This window comes from Shewanella algae (assembly GCF_009183365.2).
GTDB classification, from domain to species: domain Bacteria; phylum Pseudomonadota; class Gammaproteobacteria; order Enterobacterales; family Shewanellaceae; genus Shewanella; species Shewanella algae.
This window is the reverse complement of record NZ_CP068230.1, coordinates 1,801,967-1,819,184: the sequence shown is the minus strand read 5'-3', so window position 1 is coordinate 1,819,184 and position 17,218 is coordinate 1,801,967. Positions and strand designations below refer to the sequence as shown.

Genomic DNA, 17,218 nt, shown 5'->3' with positions numbered 1-17,218 from the left:
GTTTGTTGCGCTCTGGAGCAGGTGAACCTGCACTGGCTTTCGAAAGCTTTCAATCTACTAGCAACGTCGTCAAATCATAACAACAATTCTTATACCACAACGACTTAAGCCAAAACCAACAACAAACTTTCACTTTCAACTAGCTAAACTATGCACCAAACCGAAAACAATTAAAAGACATTTTACATTTTTTTATTGATCACCCAGAGTTTTTAACGCTATAAATAAGCAATCGAAAGTATTTCGCTGTTTCTAATGCTTTCGAAAAACAACAAAAGCGAAAGGCATTAAGCCTGATAAAAACAAACAGCGGGGAACCCATGAAGCTCTTAGCCACCCAACCTGCCCTAATTGCCCTGGCAGTTGCCAGTGCGCTGGCAACACAGCCGGTTACGGCCAATGACGAGTCCGACAAGGAAAACAAGGCTCAAACACAACAAAACTCAGCTCAACAGCAGGATGCTGAGCTGGAAAGGATCCAGGTAACGGGTATCCGCTCAGCCATTAAGGAGTCGCTGTTTCTGAAACAGAATGCCACCGCAGTGGTGGATCTTGTGGTGGCCGATGACATAGGCAAGTTTCCGGATGAAAACCTGGCCGAAGCACTGCAACGTATTCCCGGGGTGACCATTACCCGCAACGGCGGCGAGGGACAGAACATACTGATCCGCGGCCTGGGGGACGGCTACAACATCACCACCCTCAATGGCCGCAAGCTGGCGTCGGACAACGCCGGGCGGGACTTCAACTTTGACACCATAGCCTCGGAGCTGGTCAATGTGCTGGCGGTTTACAAGTCTCCCGAAGCACGGCTCACCGAGGGAGGCATAGGGGCAATTGTGGATATTCAGACCCGCAAGCCTTTGGATTTGGACGGTTTTACCCTGCAGGCCTCGGCCAAGGGTATCTATGAGTCGCGCACCGAAGACCTGCATCCGCACGCATCTCTCATCATAGGCGACAAGTCCGATGACGACAGTTTCGGCGCTCTGTTTTCCGCCGTTTACTCCAAGAAAACCCTCAGGGCCGACACCTATTCCGCCGATGGTTTTTTCGATGAAGAGGAAGGCTGGGGTGTCGACAGCGCCGGGGTGCCGGTAGACACCAACGGCAATGGTGTGATTGATGAAGGCGAAATCTACGCCTCCAAAATACCAAGCTACATGTACTATGCCAACGCCCAGGACGTACGCGAACGCATCGGTGGCACCCTGGCGCTGCAATGGCGGCCTCTGGATAATCTGGATGTCAATTTCGATGCCCTCTACTCTCGCTACAATACCGATGGACACAAATACCAGATAGGGTTTGTCAACTATGACGAGGAGTGGACACCGGGTACCCCGCTGTTCAGCGGTGCGCAGTTCGATGAGCTGGGGCGAGTGGTTTCCATGCGCCAGCAGGGCGACAACACTATGGTGGAGCTGCTTAACCTGAGCACACCGCGCAAGACAGACACCTACCAACTGGCACTGAATACGGCGCTGTTTATCACCCCCAATTGGTCGGTCACCGCCGATCTTGCCTACTCGGCCGCCAAAAACAAGAACAAGGGCGACAATCGCTTCATCGTCGCCCGCGGCTTTGTCGACAGCATAGATATCGACTACACCAATGGTCAGATGCTGCCGGATGTGGTGATAGGCCCGGGACTCACCAGCGAGCAGACCTATGGTGCCCACTACAGCCTAAACAGTGGCACAGGCGTGGATGACAAGGTAACGGATCTTAAGCTGATGACCCAGTATTTGCCGGAAAGCGGCTTTATCAGCAAGCTGGATGCCGGGATAAACTATGTCAAACAGGTCAAGAGCCAGAATGAGTTCAGATCGAAAAACCCCAGCCAATTCAGTCGCGGCGGCTACTATCTAACCCGCGACGGTTATGCTTTTGACGGCTCGGGAGTCTTCACTCAAGGCGAGTTTGAGCTGTTCCAAATTCCGGGCAATGTGTTTGTGCCCGCCAACTTCGATAACTTCCTCGACGGCGAAAACAGCATCTCACCGGATCCCTGGCCCAGCTTTGACTATGACAAGTTACTGGAATACTACCGCTCCATCAACAGCGATGCCGCCAATGAGGCCATAGTAGCCAGTGCCAATCAGGCCGGTACTTATGAGGTAAGCGAGGCTGTGACCTCGGCCTATGTGCAGATAACGATTGAAGAGCTGCTGTTCGATCTGCCCTATATGCTCAATCTGGGGGTCAGGGCCAGTCGCACCCAAGTCGATTCCGAAGGCTTTGGCTATGACTTGAGCAAGGTAGTGCTGGATGATGCCGGTCAGCCGCTCAACGATGACTGGCGCACTGTCAGCCCGGTAAACTACAGCGACAGCTATACCAACATATTGCCAAGCCTCAACTTCAAGCTGAACCTGCAGGACGATCTGCTGCTGCGCATCTCGGCCGCCGAAGTATTGAGCCGCCCGTCACTCTACTCGCTCAGAGTCTGGGCCGCGCCCAACTTCACCAGTCAGGAGCAGGGCTTACCAACTCTGGTGCGCGGTAATCCCGGGGTTGAACCCGAGCAAGCCAAACAGGCGGATCTGGCGCTGGAGTGGTATTACGGCGACAGCAGTTCACTGAGCGGCGCCCTGTTCATCAAGGATATCGACTCCTTTATCTCTGATGAAAAGACCCCCATGGAGGTCGATGGCAACCGTTACCTGGTAAGCCAGCCGGTTTCCGGACAGTACGGTGCCAAAGTGCAGGGCTTTGAAATTGCCTGGCAACAATCCCTCGAACAGTGGTTGCCTGAGCCGTTCAACGGCTTTGGCTGGCAGCTTAACTACACCTATGTGGACAGCAGTTATGACGATCCTGAGCTGAAAGCCAAGGATCTGCCCTTCAAGGGGATGTCCGAGAACTCCTACAATGCCGTGCTCTACTATGAGCAGTATGGTTTGCAGGCGCGCCTTGCCTATAACTGGCGCAGCAAGTTCCTGGTGGATCCGGATGCCTGGGGCGGCCCGGCCTGGATAGACGACTACGGCCAGTTGGATGCCAGCATCAGCTACGACATCACAGACAACTTGACCCTGTTCAGTGAAGCCTCCAACCTGACCAACAACCGCTACTCCGGTTACATCAAGCGCGAAGATCAGGTGAATTATCTGGAACGCTTCGGTACCCAGATAGCCGTGGGTATTCGCGGCAGCTTCTAAAAACAGAGTTTGGGTGAAAGGATAACGCCTTCCGCCCAAACTCCATGTCGGCCCGGGAAACCGCCATATAGCCTGGGCTGACATCTTTCAAGTTAATCCTTCAAGCCGATGATTCTTAATTAAAAGCTACTCTGTTGCTCCCAAGTCACCCACTTGCTTAACAAGCAAAACCTGGGTTAGTCTCTAGCACTCCTTTTAACACCCGGCTGACAAAAGTAGACGCGATTCAGCCGACTCAGCATCCGGCATAGAAGGCCGGCTTCAAGGAATTGGCCGGGCGGTTAATCCCAAGCACTTCCCCCAAAATCAAAGGACTCGAAAACTGTGATCACCTGCTATATCAAATACGTCATCAAACCCAAGCAACTGGCCGAATTTGAACGCTACGCCAAAATGTGGATCCCCTTGGTGGAAAAGTTCGGCGGCACCCATAATGGTTATTTTCTGCCGAGCGAGGGTGCCAGTAATATCGCCCTGGCTCTGTTCACCTTCCCGAGCCTGGCAGAATACGAAAGCTATCGCAATCGAGCCAAAGACGACCCTGAGTGTCAGGCGGCGCTGGTATTTGCCGAACAAACCGACTGCATTGAAAGTTATGAGCGCAGCTTCTTTCGGCCAGTGCTCGGTTAAGGAGAACGAAGATGCCTTCAAGCTTGTTTGCCCCGACACTCGAGACTTCGAGACTCAGGCTGCGGCCGCTGCAAGTGCAGGATGCCGATGCCCTGCTGGCGATATTTTCCGATCCCGAAGTGATGAAATACTGGAATACCGCTCCCTGGACCCATAGCAGCGACGCGCTGGATTTTATCTCTGCCGCCAAACAAGGCATGACCAGGCAAGAGGGCATCACCCTTGGCATATTCCAGCGGGATACCTGTGAGCTGCTGGGGAAATGCATGTTGTTCAGCTATGACAGCGGCTCCAAACGGGCTGAGATAGGTTTTGGCCTGGGCAAAGCCGCTTGGGGCAAAGGCTATATTCAAGAGGCCGGCGAAGCCCTTATCGACTATGGCTTCAACACGCTTAAACTCAGACGCATCGAGGCCGAGATAGATCCCGGCAACAGTGCATCGGCCAAGGCTCTGGATAAACTCGGCTTCATCCGGGAAGGTTTGCTGCGCCAGCGCTGGCAAATCAATGGTGTTATTTCAGATTCGGCGCTCTATGGGCGACTGGTCAGCGACTGACCATGGCTCTGCATCAGGCAGCGCAGAATGGTATCGGCTGTTTGGTGCCGGTGAAGCTATGGCGCAAATGAGTGAAACAATAAAAGGACTCGATAGTTTGGATAGTTTGGATAGTTTGCTTGATACGCTGAGGATGCTGAAGAAGTACCAAGACGATTTATACTGCAATCCACCGGCAACAGAGGCGCAAATCGATCAGTTGCTTAATGTCTGGGAGTCGATTCCACCAGATTTACTGCCCAGCGACTATTTGGATTTGCTCAGGTATGCCAATGGCATCCAAATTAACAATGTCACCCTTAACTCAATCGACGAACTATTGCACTGCAGCCTGGAGCAGGATGACTTTTTACAGCTGGGCCATGAAGGCAACCTGGACAGCATAGTGTTTCACCTCCCCAGTGCCGAATACCGGGTAGTGAATTTTTTCGACTTACGGGAAACCTTTGAAAGCTTTGATTACCTGAAAGATTTGATAGCTTACCTGTTGCGGGAGCAAGGAATAATGTCTTAGGGGAACTGACATTTTGAATGTTCAAAGTTGGCTTTTCACGCCGGCGCCCTGTCGGTCAAGCGTCAGTAAGATCAGCTTTCGCCCTGGCTTTGCTCCTGTCTTTGATAGTCATCCTCCATACGGCGGACAAAGTCCTCCATCTCCTGGCCCGGGGTAATGGGGAAACGCTCCGGCAACTGTGACAGATTAACGATACGGTCGACCCGAAAGGAGCGAAAGTCGTCTCTCAGTTCACACCAGGCCAACAAGGTCCAGGTGCCGCGCCAAAAGTAGATAGCCAGCGGCCTTATTTTGCGCTGACTGGCGCTGCCTTTTACATCCTGATAGTCGAGCAACACAAAGTGGCGCAGCCTGGCGGCGATACGCAGTGGGTCAAGATAAACAAACTCTTGCTGATCCAGATAAAAGTCCGGTGAGAACATCAAACTCTGCAGCGCCCGCAAACGCTCAGGCACCACGGCTTCGACCTTGATAAGCGCCTGTTTGGCCGCCTTGCCCAGCTCATTGCCGCCCCAGGTCTGCACCATGCGGATCCCCAGTTGAATCGCTTCCAGTTCGGCCTCATTGAACATCAGCGGTGGGACACTCACCTCCTGACGCAGCAGATAGCCAAGCCCGGCCTCCCCTTCGATGGGGATACCACTGAGACAGAGATCCTGAATATCCCGGTAGATGGTTCTGACAGAGACTTCCAGGCGCTCGGCCAATACGGCCGCAGTGGTCAAACGGCGGTGGCGCAGGATCTGCACTATCTGAAACAAACGGTCGGCGCGGCGCATGACTTAATACCATTCCTTATAGATGTTTGATTTGAATTCCAAAGTTTGGCTTGAAACGCCTGGCTTACAGCACAGACCAATGACGATTTATCCCTATACACCATGCATTGCCCTACTAGCCGGCCACCCTTTCATTCTTGCCGGCTGAGTAAACGCCTATGCGCTATGGTATTCATTCAAGCAAAGACCGACATTGCGTCGGTCCCGATAAAGATAACAGCGCTGAGCTTACAACTGCATGGCCCACAAGCCAAGTCGGTTGCCTTCGGAATCGGCTATTTGGGCACAATAGCCGCATTCACCTTCCTTGATGGGCATGGGTGGCAAGAGGATTTGCACACCCTGTGCTTCCAGCTGACCTATGGTGGTACCCAGCTTGTCACCCAGGTGGAGGTAAACCACGGATGCCGTCATTGAAGGGGCCATCTGCGGGTGTTTAATCAGCCCAAAGCAAGCGGTATCACCACTGGTGCGGCTGACGCTGACATACTCACACTCAGGCATAGGGTCTTCGCTGCAGTGCAGCCCCAGCACCTCTTGATAAAAACGCTTGGCGCGAGCCATATCGGCAACCGGGATCTCACTCCAGACCAAAGGGATTTCTGCTGACATTTTCACATCTCCATGTTGATTCAGTTGTGGCAGGAGGACCATCCTCCGCCGTCCTGACAAGCTTGGCTCTCAGGACGAAAACAAGTATGCACGGGTGCTGCTGACAACCTGTTGTCAGTAGTCTGAGCGAAAACACCAATAAAATTCGCATGGGAATAAGCAGATCAAAACGACAAAAGGCCCGCAGTGCGGGCCTTTTTCTATCTTCTCAGCGGTTTTCCGGGCAGTAGGTTACTTGGGCAGTGACGCCTGATGGCCGCTGACGAAGGCATCCAGCGCGGCTCTGGCCCGGCTTTCGGCATCTGCCAGGCTGTCGCTTGCCTGCATAGGCTCAACCACCTCGTAATAACACTTGATCTTGGGCTCGGTTCCCGAAGGCCGCACTATCACCCGGGCACCGCCTTCAAGGTGGAAGGTCAGCACATCACTGGCCGGTAATTCGATGATCTCCCGCCGCCCATCGGCGTAACGCCGCTCGGCCGATTTGAGATCCTCGGTCACCAATACCGCCATGCCCGCAATGGACTCGGGAGGATTGGCCCGCAGATGGGCCCCGATATCCGGCGTCCCCGGCTTGAGCGCTATGCTCACCTGAGTATTGAGGTGTAAACCATAGTCGCGATAGAGTTCTTCCAGTCTGTCCCAGATGGTTTTGTCCTGTGCAGCCAGCTCGGCCGTCAGCTGGGCAAAAGCCACCAGCGCCGACAGGCCGTCCTTATCCCACACCATGCTGCCCACTGTATAGCCCAGCGCCTCTTCATAGGCGAACAGGAATTTATTGCTGTCGCTCTGGCGCTGCATACCAACATTGGTGAGCCACTTGAAACCTGTGAGCGTGGTATAAAACTCACCGCCCTTGGCCTTGGCGATTTTGGAGAGCAAGGTTGAAGAGACTATGGTGGTTCCCAGTAGACGCTGATTGGCCGGCGCCTTGGACAATAGATAGTGGCCCAGCAAGGCCCCCACCTGATCGCCGGTGAGCATTTGGTACTCACCATCATCACGGCGCACTGCTACCGCCAGCCTGTCGGCATCCGGATCGTTGGCACAGGCCAGCAGCGCCTGATGCTGCTTGGCCTCGGCGATCACCAGATCCATGGCGCCCTTCTCTTCCGGGTTGGGGAACTTAACCGTTGGGAAGTCACCGTCCGGTTTTTCCTGGGCAGCGACAGAATAAACCTGAGTAAAACCGGCATCCTTGAGCACTGTCTTGGCCATTTCTGCGCCAACACCATGCATGGCGGTATAGGCCAGGCTCACCCTTTCGGGCGCCGTTTTGTGCTGCAAGACATCGGCATGGAACACACCGCGGCGATAGTCCTGATAGAAATCATCCTGCAGCCAGATAAGTTTGCCCTGCTTGGTGGCTTCACTCTGCTCCAGCCAAGGCAGCTCTTCGTTGGCAGCCTTATCTATGCAGGCAGCAATACCTGAGTCATGTGGCGGAATGATCTGCGCGCCGTTACCCCAATAGACCTTGTAGCCATTGTATTGCGGCGGGTTATGGCTGGCGGTCACTACGATGCCGGCGGCAGCTTCAAAGTGTTTCACCCCAAAGGCTACCAGCGGCGTGGCGGCCACTTTGGCGGTGAGTCGCACCTTAATCCCCATGGCGGTCAACACGCTGGCGGCATCATGGGCGAAGGTACGTGAATCATGGCGGCCATCGAAACCTATCACCACACCGCGGCTGGCGGCATCTTTAACCTGGGCGAGCAGATACTGCCCCAGGCCCGCTGTGGTTTGGCGGATAACCAAACGGTTCATCCGCATTGGACCGGCGCCGACCACGCCCCTGAGACCGGCGGTGCCGAAGGCCAAACGGCCGGCAAAGCGGGCGGCCAATTCAGTTTCATTACCTTCGGCTTTAAGACTCAACAGCTCATCCCGGGTTTTAGGGTCGGGATCTATGTCCAGCCAATGTTTCAGTTGCAGCTCCAGATGAGTATTCATAGGTGGCCTCTTTGACAATCAGTTTCATTCCAAAGTAAGAAAAACTCAGGTCCGCGACAAGTGAATTTGCATTAATTTTATGATTTTGTTCGGACTTTAAAGTAGGCCCTCCTACTTAAGTCAGCCCTTTGCCATCAGTATGGCTAGTATGCAGCGGCAATGAGAACTCTTGTAGAGCGGGCTCCCGGCTTTTATAACACCTGTGACTTACAAACAGATAGGTGCAACTATTTCAGCGGGACATATTGATGGAGATAACGTTATTGAAGATCTCCTTGTCAAATTGCTGCTCCAGTTGTTGCCGCCAGGGCATGGGACAGACACGCACCAGGAAGAACTGTTCCCGGGAGGTATCTGTCACAAATGCCATGCCGTGCTGCATCAATTCATAGTGGATATCATGGACAAACACCATGGAGAAATTCTGCCTGCCGGTAAGCTGGTTGATATCCTCACGGCTCATGCTGACCCCATGCTCTACCTGCTCGAAACGCTTATAAAGCCAGTCGGCAAACTCTTTGGCACTGACCATAGACATAATCCCATTCCTTATAGAAGTTTGAGTCACTCAAAGCGCTGTCAGCCGTTCGAGTACCAACCGGATTGGCGATAGCATAGTGATTCTATGGCGAGTCAGGTTAGGCGGTAATCGACTGGCCATATCCATAAACTATAGTCGAGCCCGGAGTGCCGGGGTGATGAATGGCAACCCGCCTGAGACAGTCGCTGAGTTCATAAATGTAAAAACGCCCCGCAATCAGGTTTGCGGGGCGTTTTGTCAAATAGCCAAGTAGGCCGTTAAAGGATCAGAGCTTGAAAATATTATCTTCCGAGTCCCGGTCCACCAACTTGATGAAGGGATCAACCCCGACATAGGCAGGTTTTTCGCTCAGTACCAGTTCGAGATGATTCTCTCCGCTCTTGAGCCGATATTTGTGCAGCGACAACACCTGATCATCCTGTTTGAGCTTGTCCGGGTTGACCTTGAAGGCGCCTATATCAATCCACTCGTCCAGCGGTACTTCCTGCTCAGCGCCCTTCTCTGAAGCGACCCGGCGTTGGGCATAGATATCCAGACTGACTCTAAACTGGCCTTCCGGCGTTTCGGTTACCTTGGCCTCGGTCAGACGCAGGTCATAGAGGCTAATTTCAGAGAAGGAGTCCTCAATGAAACGCGCCTCGGCGCCGTCCGTATCCCGCTTTAGATAGCTGAGCAGGTCCAGAGTGGTCGGGAAAGGATCGCCGCGGAACTTGTAGCGCTCAAGGAATGCCTTCAAATTGGCATTGAGCCGTTCTTCACCCAGGCGGTCACGGATCCCCATCATGATCACCGAGCCCTTCTGATAATGGATATAGCCCTGCCCTTCACTGCGCAGTAGCGGTTGCTCGCCCTTGCTTTCCGATGAGCGACCTCGCAGGTAGCGGTCAAGCTCATACTTGAGGAATCGGCGCAGCATCTGTGGGCCATACTTGTGCTCCATCACCATCAGCGCCGAGTATTGCGACAGGCTCTCGGAGATAACCGCACTGCCCTGTACATCGGCAGCGCCAACCTGATGCCCCCACCACTGGTGTGCCACTTCGTGGGCCGTCACATAATAGACGGGGTCAATATTGTCCGAGTTGCGCAGGTCGGTGATAAAGCCGATACGCTCAGAGTAAGGCACAGTGTTGGCAAAACTCTGGGCAAAGGAGCGATAACCGGGAAACTCTACTATACGCAGTTGCTTGTGTTGATAGGGACCAAAAGCCTGGGTGTAATAGTCGATAGAGTCTTTCACCGACTCTATCATTCGCTCCACGTTCCAATAGTGGGCCGAATGGTAGTACACCTCGATCACTATGCCCTTGTACTGCTGCCGGTCCACTTCGAAACGTCCGGAGAGGATCGAATAGAAGTTAACCATGGGGCTATCCATCTTGTAATGGAAGAAGTTGCGACCGTTTTCACGCCATTGCCGCTGCAGGTATCCGGGCACCAGTGCCATCTGCTGGCCTGAGGTGGAAACCGTGGCTTCAAAGTCGATAAAGTCGCCGTCTACGCCAAAGAAGTTCTGCCGATAAAAGCGCGTGTCTTCCAGCTTATTGGCTCTTGGTTTGTCTTCAAGACCACGTTTCTCACGCTCGTGGCGATCGCTGAGTTCATAGCCTTCCTGATACCCAAACTGAGGCAGCAGCTCGATATTATTGATAAAGGTGCCGTTTTCGACCACAGACAGATCGAAGTTGGACTCTTCAACCCCTTGGGTTTCCCGAATCAAATGAATGCGGCCGCTGATTTTCTCCCCCGGCGGCAACGGCTTGTCAAACACCAGCCAACTGACATTGAATTTATCGTCAAACTCGCCCAGAGTCGCCCCCGGCAAGGTGATGCTGAGATCTTCCGCGCGGGTGTGGGACGGTAGACTGACCAGCAATTTGCTTATCGGCTTGTCCTGTTTGTTGACCCAATCAAGCTTGATATCTGCCTCGATTCGCCGTGACTCGGGATAGATATCAATGTCGGCCTTGACCGCAGTGGTGGTCAGCACGGGCAAAGACGCGTACTGCTTGAATTTCTTCTCATAGTCGGCGCGCAGGTCGGTTTCCTCATCATTGGTATAGTAATGATTGACCACCTTGGTCTGGTAGAAGAGATAGCTGCCGCTGGCAACAAACAGCAGTACCCCAAAGGCCGCCAGCAAGCGTCCCTTGGCCCCCAGCTGACCGCCAAGCAGGGCAAACCTGTGTTTCAGAGACTGTTTCGGCCCCCTGTGATAGAGGCCATAACCCAGCACAAACAGCAGCAGTGAGAAACCGCCCCAATAGAGCATATACAGGCTGTGGCTCAAGAGTCCCCAGCCGTAACCGTTCATATCCGAATAGGCCAGATAAGGAGAAGCGCCGAAGTTGTACAGCGAATGGCCGAATCCCCAACTTGCCATCACAAAGGTTGTCAGGTAGTAGGCAACAAACAGCCCCATACCGGCATACTTGTTCGGGCTGAGCACCTGAAAGAAGAACGCCAGAACCGCCGACATCAGCAGTGGCAACAGATAGTAGAAGCCCAACCTGATGGCGTATTGAGCCAGTTCGAGATTGTACTGCCCCTTGATCAGTTGGAAAGTAATTGTGGTCAGGGTCGCCAACAGGTACAGCAGCGCCATCACCAACACCACAGCCACCAGTTTGGAGGTCCAGAACACCAGATTCGGCACCGGCAGACTGTCGACTATGTCCCCCATTCCGGAGTTGCGCTCACGCCAGACAATCTCGGCGCTGTAGTAGATGAGTACTATCACCATCAGCAAGCCGGTGGCCCCGGCAATATTATCGACCATGTCCTGGGTCAGCGGCCAGTTGGAGGTACCATACCAACCAAAATCACCGAACATGGGCCCGACCAGGTTAAAGACGGTGAGCAGTCCCAAAATCACAAATGGTGCTGTGTAGAGCACCTGGCGGATTTCAAAGCCGACTCGGGCCTTGAACTGTGCCGAAGTCGATGGCGAGCTTGCGCGGCTCAGTTGCTGCAAGGGCTGCAATGCCGGGGTTGCAGACTGCTTGCCGGCGCGTTTGTCCTTCTTGCGAGTAAGTGTTGGTTGGCGCCAGACCTTGGCTACAAGCAGCAAGATGACCGCCAGAGAAAGCCACATGGCGCGGTTGCTGAGCATAACACCGGTCAGCTCCACCAACTGGGTGTTTTTCTCGGCTATGGTCCAGTAACGGGTAACGTCGGCAAAGGTGCGCAGTGCAAAGGGATCCAACATGGCCGCCAGCGTGCGAAACTGCGGCTGACTGGCCAGTTCGCCGGTGAGGTTGTAGATGATAAGCAGTGCTACGGCTGTCAGATACAAACCCATCATGGAGCGAAAACGGCTGGCCATGGCATAAAACAGCGCCGATATCAGCAGCAGGCTCGGCGCGGCCAACAGCAGCAAGGGCAGCAGATAATAGCTGAGCCGATTTTCACCGAAACGGCTGGCATCGACCCAAGGCATAAATGAGCCGAGCCACATCGCCAGCGGCACCATGGAAAACACCGCCATGACCACCAGATAACTGCCGAAAAAACGCCCCAACTGATAGGCCAGCGGAGTCAGCGGTTTGGAATAGATCAGTTCCTCCATCCCGTGCTGCTGGTTGCGCACCGCTGTACTACCGACAAAGTTGACCACGGCAAACATGGAGATAAAGCTCATGATCAGCAGGGTCTGGGCAATGCTGAAAGGGCTGTTCTTCAGCACCTCACCGCCACCACCTATCTGCACATTGTTGGATACAATGGATAGAAAGCTGATTAAAAACAACAGCAAAGAAACAACATAAAAAGATGGCTGCCGCAGATAGTAGCGCCATTCAAAGCGTAACATGGAAACAAACATGGGCAGTTCCTCAGGCAGCCTGAACCGGCTTGCTGTTGCGGTGGCGATGCAGGGTGCTGAAATAAAGATCTTCCAACCCCGGCGTTGCCTGAGTAAAACCTTCCGGCGCCGAATCGGCCCAGACATGCAGCACAGTGCGCCCGGCAAACAGGCGTTTGGCAATCACATTGAGCTGTTGTTCAAGCTCAGTGGCTTCGGCCTGGCTGACGGTGCGAGTCCAAATTTTTTGCTCCAAAGAGGCCACCAACTCCATGGGATTGCCCTGCAGCAGGATCTGACCACCGGCGAGCACCGCCATATTGGCGCAAAGCTCCGAGACATCTTCCACTATATGGGTCGAGAGGATAATCACCTTCTCTTCCCCCAGGCTCACCAACAAGTTGTGGAAACGGTTGCGCTCCTCAGGATCCAAGCCGGCGGTGGGTTCGTCGACAATCAACAGCTTAGGGTCGCCAAGCAGCGCCTGCGCAATCCCGAAACGTTGACGCATACCGCCGGAAAAACCGCTGACCGCCTTGTTCTTGTGTTGATAAAGGTTGGTGTGTGCCAGTAAGCCATCCACCATCTCACGCCGCTCACCCTTGTTGTTGATCCCTTTGAGAATAGCCAGGTGATCGAGCAAGTCCCAGGCGCTGATCCTGGGGTAAACGTTAAAATCCTGCGGCAGATACCCCAGGGTCTGACGCAATTTTTGCGGCTGTTTGAGAATGTCTATGCCGTCGAAACTAATGCTGCCGCTATCGGCACTTTGCAATGCGGCTATGGTGCGCATCAAAGAGGATTTGCCTGCACCGTTGGGGCCGAGCAGACCAAACATCCCTTTGTCTACCTGTAGATTTACATTATCCAGTGCCTTAACACCGTTGTCATAGGTCTTGCTTAGGGCTTCGATACTGAGCATAGTTTCCTCATGCCGGAGAGATAAATGAATACCAAGCTAGCATGATTTAAACATTACAACTTGCAAAATTTGTAACAAAGATTCAAACATTTAACATACTTTGTTCGCTAACGCCGATAACCTTTTGCTGTACAGTTTCTCAGCGGCGCAGAGATGCCACCAGTGATGGATTGCAATATGTGCGGTACTTTGGCTCGCCTAAAAGGCCTTCACTTGCTGCAGTTTCAACCCATTGAAATCCTGCTGCCCTGTGAGTCTCGGCCCCTGGTAAACCAGGCTATCTTTTGCTCCGGCAGCAAAGGCAAGTTCCTGCAAGGCGCGCTCTTCTATCATGGTCAGGCCACCGGCATATTCGTCGCTTGGCTGGATGATAAGCAAAGGCGCCTTGGCAAAAAGTTTTCGCGGTAGTACCCGCTTAACCAGCTGTTTGAGCAGGATTTCGGCCAGGTAAAAGTCCGCCAACGGGGTACGGACATGTTCGAAGGGATTGAGGCATTTCACTCCCTTGGTCGCGGCCAGTCGCCGCGCTTCATCGCCCACTGCCAACAGCTTGAAACTGCCCTTGTTATCCTGCTGCACTGCCACCTCAGGAATGGTCTCAAGACTGACTTGCCCCAGACTATGGCGACTGTCGGCAAGGGTGAGCCTGATACGTTTGGCGTTGAACTCGATATAAATAAGCGCCGGCTTTGTGCCGGAAAACAGCGACAACATGTTATTTCCTTATGATTTTCTTGAGCTAGTGGCCAAGAGAGCGCCTTAGCTTATTCATCCCCTGCTCCATACTGACGATGACCCTGTAATCCAAGTCGCGCTTGGCGGCTGAGATGTCGTAGTAGTGACAGCAGGAAAGCTGTTTGGCGACAAAGCGGGTCATCAGCGGCTCCTGCTTGATAGCCAGCAGTCGGTATATTCCTTCGAGCATGGCACCAATGGCGTAGGCCAGAGTGGCCGGTACCCGCTTTTCCACCGCGGGTAAGTTGTCACAGGCAAGAATGCTGTCGAGCATGGCCGCCATAGTAAGGGGCTGATCGTTACTGACAAAATAGGCCTTGCCATTGCAGCGACAAGGTTCGGCCAGCAGGCTCCTGGCCGCGCTCAGGTGGGCAAAGGCGGCATTGTCGATATAAATGGTGTCCACCAACTTATCGTCATGCCCCACCAACTTGAGCCGGCCCTTGCGGCCTCGCTCCAGCACGCGGGGCACCAGATGAGGATCGCCAGGCCCCCAAATCAGGTGCGGCCGAATGGCCACTGTCTTCAAGCCCTCTTTGGCACTGGCCAGCACCAACTCTTCCGCTTCCGACTTGGAGGCGCCGTAATGGTTGAGATAACGCCTGGCGTAGGGAACGGATTCATCGATACCGGCCTCATCCTTGCCATCGAAAGTGACGCTCGGCGTACTGGTATAGACCAGATAACCAATCCCCAATTCTCGGGCGCAGGCGATGATGTTTTCGGTCCCCAACACATTGGGGCGAAAATAGCTCGCTCTGCTGCCCCAGACTCCGGCCTTGGAGGCAACGTGAAAGATAAGCTCACAGCCATCGAGGGCTTGTTTCAGTGCCTGCTTGTCGCAAATATCGGCGCGCACCATGGTAGCGCCCATGGCCTCGAGCGCCGGATAATGGCCCCTGGCCACCCCCACTACCTGAATACCGGCAGCCAGCAGCGGCCGACATATGGCCTCTCCCAAAAAGCCTCCGGCGCCTGTCACCAATACCCGCTTGACTCGGGTCGCAAGTTCCCGGGCCAGCGCCAACAGCTCGGGATGAAGTTCATCATGCCCGGTTTCTTGTGACAAAGCCGCTGTCTCTTGTAATAAAGCCGCGGGCAAATCCTGCGATGAGGCTATTGACTCAGATGATTGAGATTGCGGTGCTGATGTGGCCATAGTGGTTTTCTGTCTCTGTTATCTATTTTGGTTTTCAGCGGTTTCCATCCAACTGTTTTTGCGCCCAAACGGCAAGTTGCTCGCGGAATATCTTGGCATTGTGGCGCACATCCATGGGAAAACCAGGATGCAACATAAAATGCCTGATGCCTCGGGTCACTGACTGCTTGTCGGCAAGTGCCTGCAACTCGGTAAACAGCTGTTGCTGTTCGGCTGGCGACAGGGATTGCTCAAGCTCGATGCAGATAAGCGGTACTTTTTCGGGCACAGTGCTATCAGGGGAAGTGCTCTCAAGAAAAGCGCTCTCTTGGACTGTCCCCCCGCCGCCAGGCTTATTCTGCATCAGTTCAACGCCAACCAGTGCCGAACGTTTAACCTGAGGATGGGTATTGAAAATCCGCTCACAGGGAATAGACAGATAGCGCTTTTGCAGCTCACCGTCCTGAATGACATCCACTCTGTGGGCCTTGCGGCCACACATCCACAAGTTGCCATCGGCATCAAGATAACCGAGATCGCCCATCCGGTGCAGTTGCCTGCCTTCATAGGCAATCTTGGCCTGCTTGTTGGCGCCTTCGCGGCGATAGTAGCTCTGGTTGACCACAGCGCCGTCAACGACGATTTCGCCTATCTCCCCCGTCGCCAACTCGAGAGTCGGCGACCAGCTGTCGATGGTCTCTTCACTGATCCCTATGATACTGACCCTTATTCCGGATACCGGCTTACCGACACAGATGCCGCCGCCCTTGTCGGTCATGGCGGCGGTAGCGCCAAGCGCCTTGCTGCCAATCATGGAAACAGGCAGGGATTCGGTGGCGCCATAGGAGTTGAGCACTTCGACATCCTCGGCCAACATGGCGGAGAAACGCGCTATCGCCTTGGGGTCGGCCGGTGCGCCGGCGGATATCACCCGCTTCAGGCTGTGCAGCCGGCGCCCGTTTCCGCCGCGTCCCAAACGGTCGAGCAAGGCGGGATTCACAAACATATTGCTGCAGGCATAGTGCTCTATGGCGGCAAACAGGTTTTCCGGTCTGGCGGTTATCGGTTTGCTGGCATCCATTTCAGGCACTATCGATGCCATCCCCAGCGCCGGTCCAAAGAGAGCAAATAGCGGGAAGGTCGACAGATCCCGCTCGCCGGGACGAATGCCATAGTCATTTCGCAGCGCAGTTATCTGCGCCTCAAACATGCCGTGGCTGTAGACCACGCCTTTTGGGGTGCCGGTGCTGCCACTGGTAAACAAGATGGCCGCCATCTGCTGCGCGCCGAGCTGCGCCATGGGAAATGTGACTGACTCTGGTGCCCTGGCCAACAAACGGCTGACACTGCTGCCTCCCCAAGGAGGGTTACGGCCAAGAAAGCCTTCACCTGCCGTCAGCAACAAGCGGATACTGGGTTTGCCCCAACCGAACAGCAATCTGGCCACATGAGCCTTGGGGATCCCAATAAAGGCATCGGGCTCGGCTTCGGCCAGACACTGCTTGAGCTTGGCGATCCCCATGCCGGGATCTACCATCACAGGGATGATCCCCGCCTTGAACAGGGCAAAGGTAAGCACAAAAAACTCTATCCCCGGAGTCACCATAAGCACGGCTTTCATCCCGGGCTTGAAGCCATAGTCGAGCAAGGCGCTAGCAAGCCGGTCGCTGTCGCTGTCCAGGGTCTTGAAATCAAGCTCCTGATAACTGAACTTACCACCGCAGCGACGCTGCACGGCAACCGCCAGGTCCTCGCTCTGGTTAATGGCCGCCTGCTTCAGGTGGCGACACAAGTTGTGCCCCTTGGCGGAGTTTGCCTCTGGGGCCGGTTCATTTGCGGCCACTTGCGAGTCTTCGGCGGGTGGGAACATC

Annotated in this window: 13 protein-coding genes; 4 read left to right on the top strand and 9 right to left on the bottom strand. The window is 54.2% G+C overall.

Translation table 11 applies throughout. The annotated features are described in order from the left end of the window. Positions 1-320: 320 nt before the first annotated feature. The 4 genes from E1N14_RS08070 to E1N14_RS08055 all read left to right on the top strand — a co-directional run bounded on the left by E1N14_RS08070 (position 321) and on the right by E1N14_RS08055 (position 4,865). A complete protein-coding gene (locus tag E1N14_RS08070) occupies positions 321-3,164 on the top strand; it encodes a TonB-dependent receptor (protein WP_025009832.1) in 2,844 nt (947 codons plus the stop codon). 324 nt (positions 3,165-3,488) lie between these two features. Next, on the top strand, positions 3,489-3,794 hold the full coding sequence (locus E1N14_RS08065; protein ID WP_025009831.1) for an NIPSNAP family protein: 306 nt from the start codon (positions 3,489-3,491) through the stop codon (positions 3,792-3,794). An 11-nt stretch (positions 3,795-3,805) separates the two neighbouring features. Then, positions 3,806-4,351 (top strand): GNAT family N-acetyltransferase, encoded by a 546-nt coding sequence (locus E1N14_RS08060; protein WP_025009830.1) that lies wholly within the window; start codon positions 3,806-3,808, stop codon positions 4,349-4,351. Then, positions 4,302-4,865 carry a hypothetical protein gene (locus tag E1N14_RS08055; protein ID WP_156481385.1) on the top strand — a complete coding sequence of 188 codons (564 nt, stop codon included), beginning with the start codon at positions 4,302-4,304 and terminating at the stop codon, positions 4,863-4,865. The genes E1N14_RS08060 and E1N14_RS08055 overlap by 50 nt, the downstream gene beginning before the upstream one ends. Positions 4,866-4,936: 71 nt before the next feature. Here the strand turns inward: E1N14_RS08055 and E1N14_RS08050 are convergent, their stop codons facing one another. The 9 genes from E1N14_RS08050 to oleC form a co-directional block, all read right to left on the bottom strand. Further along, positions 4,937-5,644, bottom strand: coding sequence for a helix-turn-helix transcriptional regulator (locus tag E1N14_RS08050; RefSeq protein ID WP_028780314.1), 708 nt, complete (start codon positions 5,642-5,644; stop codon positions 4,937-4,939). Positions 5,645-5,872: 228 nt separating this feature from the next. Beyond that, entirely contained in the window at positions 5,873-6,256 is a 384-nt protein-coding gene (locus E1N14_RS08045; RefSeq protein ID WP_025009828.1) for a VOC family protein, read from the bottom strand. Positions 6,257-6,487: 231 nt separating this feature from the next. Further along, positions 6,488-8,209, bottom strand: a complete 1,722-nt coding sequence (locus tag E1N14_RS08040) for a phospho-sugar mutase (protein WP_062793644.1) — start codon at positions 8,207-8,209, stop codon at positions 6,488-6,490. A gap of 232 nt (positions 8,210-8,441) precedes the next feature. Continuing rightward, positions 8,442-8,747 (bottom strand): hypothetical protein, encoded by a 306-nt coding sequence (locus E1N14_RS08035; RefSeq protein WP_025009827.1) that lies wholly within the window; start codon positions 8,745-8,747, stop codon positions 8,442-8,444. 268 nt (positions 8,748-9,015) lie between these two features. Beyond that, on the bottom strand, positions 9,016-12,573 hold the full coding sequence (locus E1N14_RS08030; protein WP_025009826.1) for an ABC transporter permease/M1 family aminopeptidase: 3,558 nt from the start codon (positions 12,571-12,573) through the stop codon (positions 9,016-9,018). A gap of 10 nt (positions 12,574-12,583) precedes the next feature. Next, positions 12,584-13,474: an ABC transporter ATP-binding protein gene (locus E1N14_RS08025; RefSeq protein ID WP_025009825.1), complete on the bottom strand. Its 891-nt coding sequence runs from the start codon at positions 13,472-13,474 to the stop codon at positions 12,584-12,586. Positions 13,475-13,672: 198 nt separating this feature from the next. Continuing rightward, a complete protein-coding gene (locus E1N14_RS08020) occupies positions 13,673-14,188 on the bottom strand; it encodes a rod shape-determining protein (RefSeq protein WP_025009824.1) in 516 nt (171 codons plus the stop codon). A gap of 25 nt (positions 14,189-14,213) precedes the next feature. Continuing rightward, positions 14,214-15,278 carry a 2-alkyl-3-oxoalkanoate reductase gene (gene oleD / locus E1N14_RS08015; RefSeq protein WP_025009823.1) on the bottom strand — a complete coding sequence of 355 codons (1,065 nt, stop codon included), beginning with the start codon at positions 15,276-15,278 and terminating at the stop codon, positions 14,214-14,216. Positions 15,279-15,402: 124 nt separating this feature from the next. Continuing rightward, positions 15,403-17,217: an olefin beta-lactone synthetase gene (oleC, locus tag E1N14_RS08010; RefSeq protein ID WP_025009822.1), complete on the bottom strand. Its 1,815-nt coding sequence runs from the start codon at positions 17,215-17,217 to the stop codon at positions 15,403-15,405. Position 17,218: the final 1 nt, after the last annotated feature.

Coding starts and splice junctions, on each gene's coding strand:
- E1N14_RS08060 (WP_025009830.1), top strand. CDS start 3,806: ATGCCTTCAAGCTTGTTTGCCCCGACACTCGAGACTTCGAGACTCAGG.
- E1N14_RS08035 (WP_025009827.1), bottom strand. CDS start 8,747: ATGTCTATGGTCAGTGCCAAAGAGTTTGCCGACTGGCTTTATAAGCGT.
- E1N14_RS08030 (WP_025009826.1), bottom strand. CDS start 12,573: ATGTTTGTTTCCATGTTACGCTTTGAATGGCGCTACTATCTGCGGCAG.
- E1N14_RS08040 (WP_062793644.1), bottom strand. CDS start 8,209: ATGAATACTCATCTGGAGCTGCAACTGAAACATTGGCTGGACATAGAT.
- E1N14_RS08050 (WP_028780314.1), bottom strand. CDS start 5,644: ATGCGCCGCGCCGACCGTTTGTTTCAGATAGTGCAGATCCTGCGCCAC.
- E1N14_RS08025 (WP_025009825.1), bottom strand. CDS start 13,474: ATGCTCAGTATCGAAGCCCTAAGCAAGACCTATGACAACGGTGTTAAG.
- E1N14_RS08070 (WP_025009832.1), top strand. CDS start 321: ATGAAGCTCTTAGCCACCCAACCTGCCCTAATTGCCCTGGCAGTTGCC.
- oleC (WP_025009822.1), bottom strand. CDS start 17,217: ATGTTCCCACCCGCCGAAGACTCGCAAGTGGCCGCAAATGAACCGGCC.
- E1N14_RS08055 (WP_156481385.1), top strand. CDS start 4,302: ATGGTGTTATTTCAGATTCGGCGCTCTATGGGCGACTGGTCAGCGACT.
- E1N14_RS08020 (WP_025009824.1), bottom strand. CDS start 14,188: ATGTTGTCGCTGTTTTCCGGCACAAAGCCGGCGCTTATTTATATCGAG.
- E1N14_RS08045 (WP_025009828.1), bottom strand. CDS start 6,256: ATGTCAGCAGAAATCCCTTTGGTCTGGAGTGAGATCCCGGTTGCCGAT.